Here is a 5,317-nt window from a genome sequence, read left to right as displayed (position 1 = left end):
TTTCGACCTGTGCGGTTAGGTTTTAGGTTATTGACGCTGAAAGCGTCGAATTTTAAATAACCGTAGATGCAATCTACGGAAATAAACGCCCGCAAAACTCGACCCTGAAAGGGTCGAATGTAATCCATGGTTAGAATTCAACCCTTTCAGGGTTGAGTAGTAAGCAGGAGATTTTCTTCTCTCCGTAGATTTTATCTACGGTTATGTAAAAATCAAACCTTTCAGGTTTGAGGAAATTTACTTGTAATTTCTAACCGCACAGGTCGAATTTTTTTATTTGAGAGATACGGATGAAGATGGCAATCTCCATAATCTCCCTATCTCCTTATCTCCTTTTCTTACACCAAAATTCATCGAGAATCAACAACATTCCATAAGTGAGCCATTTTTATCGCCTTCTTTAATTCCTTTATCCCTTCTTCAATCATACCGGCAGGCGGTTCTACATTAAAAGCGAACAATTCCTTATCTAAAGTATGCGACTGTGTTTGAAAAGACAAAAGACGCTCAAGCATAGCTGAAAAAGATGTTAGGAAACGGTATGCCTCATCAATCCTTCTGAATTTGTCTGGATGAAACTCCGGCGGATAGCGTCTGACAAGCTTATGGTATGTCTTCTCTATCTCCTCTCCTGCCGCAGAGGGTTCTAACCCCAGTTCCTTTAATGCCTCTTCTTTTGTCATCTTTTCTTCTTCCTTTTTTTATCTTTCTTATTTAATTGCCTCAACATATTATAGACAGCATCTTTCAGCACTTCAACCTCTTTCTCTCCCTTGTTATACCGATAATTCAGCACATTATTGAATCGTATCAATAAATCACTGTTAACTTTTTCCATAGAATTAATAATGTTATAAATCCTTTGAAGTTCTTCCAGTTTAACTGTATTCAGGTCTGATATATGCTCCTTTAAAACGCTGTTGCAAATCATGTGTTGTGAATCTACGATATGTGATACAGAGGAAAAAGGTGGGAAACCGACATCTTTTGTCTCCATCGATACCCTTGAAATATCTTCATATATATCAATTATGCCGATAATCCCTTTTTTACTATAAACAAGATTGAGATATTTGTAGTATCCCTCCCCTGTAAAAAAATTGTCTGGAAAACAAGAGAGATACTCTGACAACAGTAAAAATTGCGGATATCCTTTAAGAAGCAAAAATTCTTCTCTCAGGACGGAGAATTCCTCCTTGAGCTCATATAACTCATCTCTGGTTAGAAAGGAGGGAAGAAGTCTTTGAGACTCTTTTATTGCAGAACTCCTGAAAAGAGACTTTTGAATCAAAGAAAAAAGATGGGCATGAATCTCTTTCGTAATAGCCTCTTCCTTTCCATAAAGTTCAATCAATGGTTTTAATGTGCTGACATAGGGGTAGATAGGTGCAGGGCTTTTTTCAAAAAGCCACCTGATATCTTCCTTAGTTATATTGGACACCCCTTTTAGAACAGATTCTGCCTCTTGTTTGAGGTTTTTGTCCCTATTCATTTCAGCAGAGATAAGTGAGAGAAGGGCAAGTCTTGTATCTAAACAGCCACTTTTGCTAATTAAACTCAGGATGTCAGTCAATTCATTTGTGGTTCTATACAAGAAATGGATATCGTTCTGCAGGATACGCCCCATAATCTTTGGGAGTTCTCTCCGTTCCCGTTCAGAGAGAGATGGCTTCTTTTTAACTATATCCCTCAAAAGCCCCTGGTAAAGTGTCCTCAGGTAAGGTAAATATTTCTCTTCCAAATATTCATCCTTTATTAAATGTCGCATATTGGCTATAAGTGTTACTTTCTCTTCTAATGTCGCCTCCAATACTTTCCGTGATAGAAAGGTATCATCCATTGTCTCAAGGTTAATCTCTGCAAGTTTGGCTAATGCCTTTTCTGTTTTTTTACCCGTAATCAAAGGAAAGATAAAAGGAATGTCAGAAACAATCTCTGCCAGTCTCATATAGTCGCCGTGTTCTACAATATCCTGGAGATAATTATTTATGTAATATAGATAAGGACAGAAAAGGAGTTGCTGAAGGGGAGACGGGAGCTCTTCGGAGAGTTGATTTAAGAGGGAGTCAATGACACTTAAATTTCTTATTGATACACCCTTTTCCCCTACGAATTCTGAAAGCCTTTGAATGGGCGAATATAATAAGGTTTTTTCTGTCAATGCGGCAAGTTTTGAAAAGTGCTCCTTTGTCACTTTATCTGGTTGGCTTACAAAGGTAGTCAGGAGTTCTCTAAATCTCTTTTCTTCAAAAAGGCGGTCGTTCCAGGTGATTACTTTTTTGCGGATTTCTTCTGCAGGAAAAGGGAGCCCTTTTATCTGGGAGAATGCATCTGCTGATATATCCTTTTCGATAAAATCCTTCAACAGGAGAAGGAATTTAATCTCCATCAGCTCAGGATAACGGCTGATTCTCTGAATATTCTTGAAGAATTCGTTTAGACTGGCAGGGAGACGCACTGCTCGCCTGGCCAGCATACTCCATACCTCTTTCCACTCTTTAGGAAGAAACTCACGGTAACCTGTTTTCTCCAGAGACTGAAGCCACTCCCAGTAATGTCCTGATGAGAGAAGTTTTCCCCTTTCCTTTTGTAACCGTCTTCGTTGTCCTTTATTCATTATCTTCAGTAAGCCTTTCTTCAGCCTTTTCTATTTTATTCAGAAGGTTATCTTCCAGGTCATCTATCATTTTATCGCCACCGCTTCTAAGTGCATCTTCATAATCATTCCCCAGAAGTTCAATCTCCTTTCTTAAGTTAGCAGGCAATTTTTCATCTTTCATTAGTCTTCGAGCCTTTTGTAATATATAATTCAGTATTTCTTGCTTTTCTTCTTTTCCCTGTCTGTCAACTATCTCTTTACTACGGACATTCAGCGTGACTGTTTTCTTATTATTGTAGCCTTTTTGTTCCACAGTTATATGCACAAGACCTTCTTTGTCATAAGCAAATTCTGTAATTACTGGTGAATCAGCAGGTGCAGGCTTGAGTTCGAAGATAAATTTCCCTACCCGAGAGTTTTCTTTACATGACTGGCTTTCACCCTGATATACCTCTACCCTTACAACTTCCTGTTCGTCAACCATGGTAAAATAGACATCAGACTTCCTGACGGGTATTTTGGTATTTCTACGGATGATAGTGGAAAAATAGTTCGCTTCTCCCGTTGTCTCACAAAAATCATCCGCCGTCTTTACCCCTAAAGAATGGGCTGTAACATCGAGGAGGATATGACCGACATCTTCTCCTGCTATAAGGCCGTTCTGGACAGCCGCACCTAATCCCACGCAAAGGTCAGGGTCAACAGAGTGATAGATTGGTCTCTTAAATATTTCGGACAATCTTTCCTGGATAAGCGGAGTTCGAGTCGCTCCACCAACAAGTAAAACCTCTCCAATAGCATCAATTGAAAGGTGTGCCTCACTTATTGCCTCATTGACCTTTACAATCGTTTTATCAACAAGGTCACTTATCATCTCTTCATATTCCTTACGGCTCACCTCAATATCGAGATTTACAGGTTCTCCATTGACAATTGCTACAGCTACCTCCTGAACAGTGACATAAGGGCTATCCGATAATGCGATTTTGGTTTTTTCTGCTATTTCCTTCAACCTGATATGCCAGGGGAGGTTGGTATCCGATAGTTCAAGCCCGGTTTTTCTCCTTATCTGAGCGAGAAAGTAGGCTACCAACCTTTCATCAAAGTCATCCCCACCCAGAGCAGTATCTCCACAAGATGCAAGCACTTCCTTAATTTCTCCTTTTATCTCAAGGATGGAGACATCGAATGTGCCACCACCAAGGTCATAGACCATGATATATGGGCTTTCTACCTTTTCAATAAAGGATACATAGTCATAAACAAGGGAGGCGGCGGTAGGTTCATTAATTATCCTCAGTACCTCAAGCCCTGCTAATTCTCCAGCAGATATAGTTGCACGACGCTGGGCATCATTAAAATATGCCGGCACCGTAATTACTACCTTTTTAATATCCTGGCCAAGTTTAGCAGATGCCTTATCAACTAAGTATTTAAGGATAAAAGAAGATATTTCTTCAGGGGAAAAGGATTTTGCGCCAATGGATACCTTTATCTCCTTTCCCATCTGACGCTTTATTGACCTGACTGTAGCTCCCGGAAATGCCATAAGTCTATTTTTGGCTTGTTTTCCAACGAATATATGGCCTGTTGCTTCATCAAGACTGACTACTGATGGAACAATTGCCAGACCATCTTCAATCTCTATGGGAACAGATTTCCCGTCTTTAAGATAAGCAATGCAAGAATTTGTAGTCCCCAGATCTATCCCACACATTGGTTCTTTCATAAAATATCCCTCCTTGTTTTTTTGTAATCGTTCAGGTAGTGTAAATAGGAAAAATAACCTCTTTCCTTATATTACACTCTGAATACTTACAAATTATCTAACCACAACCTTTGCTGGTCGGATCAGTTTCTGTTTATAGAAATAGCCCGGTTGAATAACCCTTTCTACCAGCAGAGGAGAAGTATCTTGAGAGAGTCTCTCTACAGCGTTATGAAGGGAAGGGTTAAATTCTACCTCTGTCTGACATACAATTGACAGCCCAACCGTTTCAAGCAAAGAGTCTATCTTTTGCCGAACAATAGCCATAACTTCAAGCCAGGTTTGTTGCAAAGGAAGATTGTCTGTTAGAGTTGCCTGTAGATGGAAAAAGGCATCGGATAAATCAATAAACCTTTCGATATCCTCTTTTCTTTCGGTAAATTCCTTTTCTGATAGCCGTTCAAGAATCTCTTCTTTGAACATCTCTACAAAAAGCCCCTGTTTACGAAGAGCTTTCTTTATCTCCCCTACTTCTTCTATTATCTCGTGTTTAGAGTTTCCAATCTTATAATTTATGTCATTCGATAACTCGGATAACTTATCTTTAATACTTCCTGTAAAAAAGAATCGTTTTATCTTAGACCACATTATATTCCTTTCATAACTATTTAGCCATTAGAAGGAATGGTTAAATAGCATTGGAAATTGTAATGGAACTTCCCCTCTATTTAAAGGCGAAATTTAGCACAAGCATTTGATTTTCAATAAGATATAGCAATATCTCTTCTTTCTGATTCCTATCTACAATTGAAAGGGGAATTTAATTCCTAATCCTTTATGATTATATAATAGCATATTAATAAATTTTGTCAAGCATTTTTTTAAAAAAATGTAACCGTTCAGGCTATATATCAAAAGTGTAAGAAAGGGGATAAGGAGATAAGAGTGATATGGAGATAAGATAATAGAAATAGATTGAAATTTATAGAAATAGGTAGAAATTGATTGTG

Annotated in this window: 5 protein-coding genes; all 5 read right to left on the bottom strand. The window is 38.5% G+C overall.

Features of this window, described 5'->3' with window-relative positions; translation table 11 throughout:
• Window positions 1-350 precede the first annotated feature (350 nt).
• Entirely contained in the window at window positions 351-683 is a 333-nt protein-coding gene (locus AB1422_16395; GenBank protein ID MEW6620886.1) for a DnaJ domain-containing protein, read from the bottom strand.
• The gene (locus tag AB1422_16390) at window positions 680-2,617 is read right to left on the bottom strand and encodes a hypothetical protein (protein MEW6620885.1); all 1,938 of its coding nucleotides are present in this window, start codon (window positions 2,615-2,617) and stop codon (window positions 680-682) included. Before AB1422_16390 ends, AB1422_16395 begins: the two co-directional genes overlap by 4 nt.
• Window positions 2,610-4,328: an Hsp70 family protein gene (locus AB1422_16385; protein MEW6620884.1), complete on the bottom strand. Its 1,719-nt coding sequence runs from the start codon at window positions 4,326-4,328 to the stop codon at window positions 2,610-2,612. The genes AB1422_16390 and AB1422_16385 overlap by 8 nt, the downstream gene beginning before the upstream one ends.
• Window positions 4,329-4,421: 93 nt before the next feature.
• Window positions 4,422-4,955, bottom strand: a complete 534-nt coding sequence (gene grpE / locus AB1422_16380) for a nucleotide exchange factor GrpE (GenBank protein ID MEW6620883.1) — start codon at window positions 4,953-4,955, stop codon at window positions 4,422-4,424.
• Window positions 4,956-5,108: 153 nt separating this feature from the next.
• Window positions 5,109-5,317: hypothetical protein (locus tag AB1422_16375; protein ID MEW6620882.1), on the bottom strand; the 209-nt coding region annotated here is incomplete at its 5' end.

This window comes from bacterium (genome assembly GCA_040757115.1).
Classification (GTDB): Bacteria; UBA9089; CG2-30-40-21; order CG2-30-40-21; family SBAY01; genus JBFLXS01.
Note: the sequence above shows the minus strand (reverse complement) of the source record. Positions and strands in the feature narration are given on the sequence as shown.

What these genes read in the sequence shown, in the direction of transcription:
- AB1422_16395 (MEW6620886.1), bottom strand. Translation starts at nt 683, where the DNA reads ATGACAAAAGAAGAGGCATTAAAGGAACTGGGGTTAGAACCCTCTGCG.
- AB1422_16390 (MEW6620885.1), bottom strand. Translation starts at nt 2,617, where the DNA reads ATGAATAAAGGACAACGAAGACGGTTACAAAAGGAAAGGGGAAAACTT.
- AB1422_16385 (MEW6620884.1), bottom strand. Translation starts at nt 4,328, where the DNA reads ATGAAAGAACCAATGTGTGGGATAGATCTGGGGACTACAAATTCTTGC.
- grpE (MEW6620883.1), bottom strand. Translation starts at nt 4,955, where the DNA reads ATGTGGTCTAAGATAAAACGATTCTTTTTTACAGGAAGTATTAAAGAT.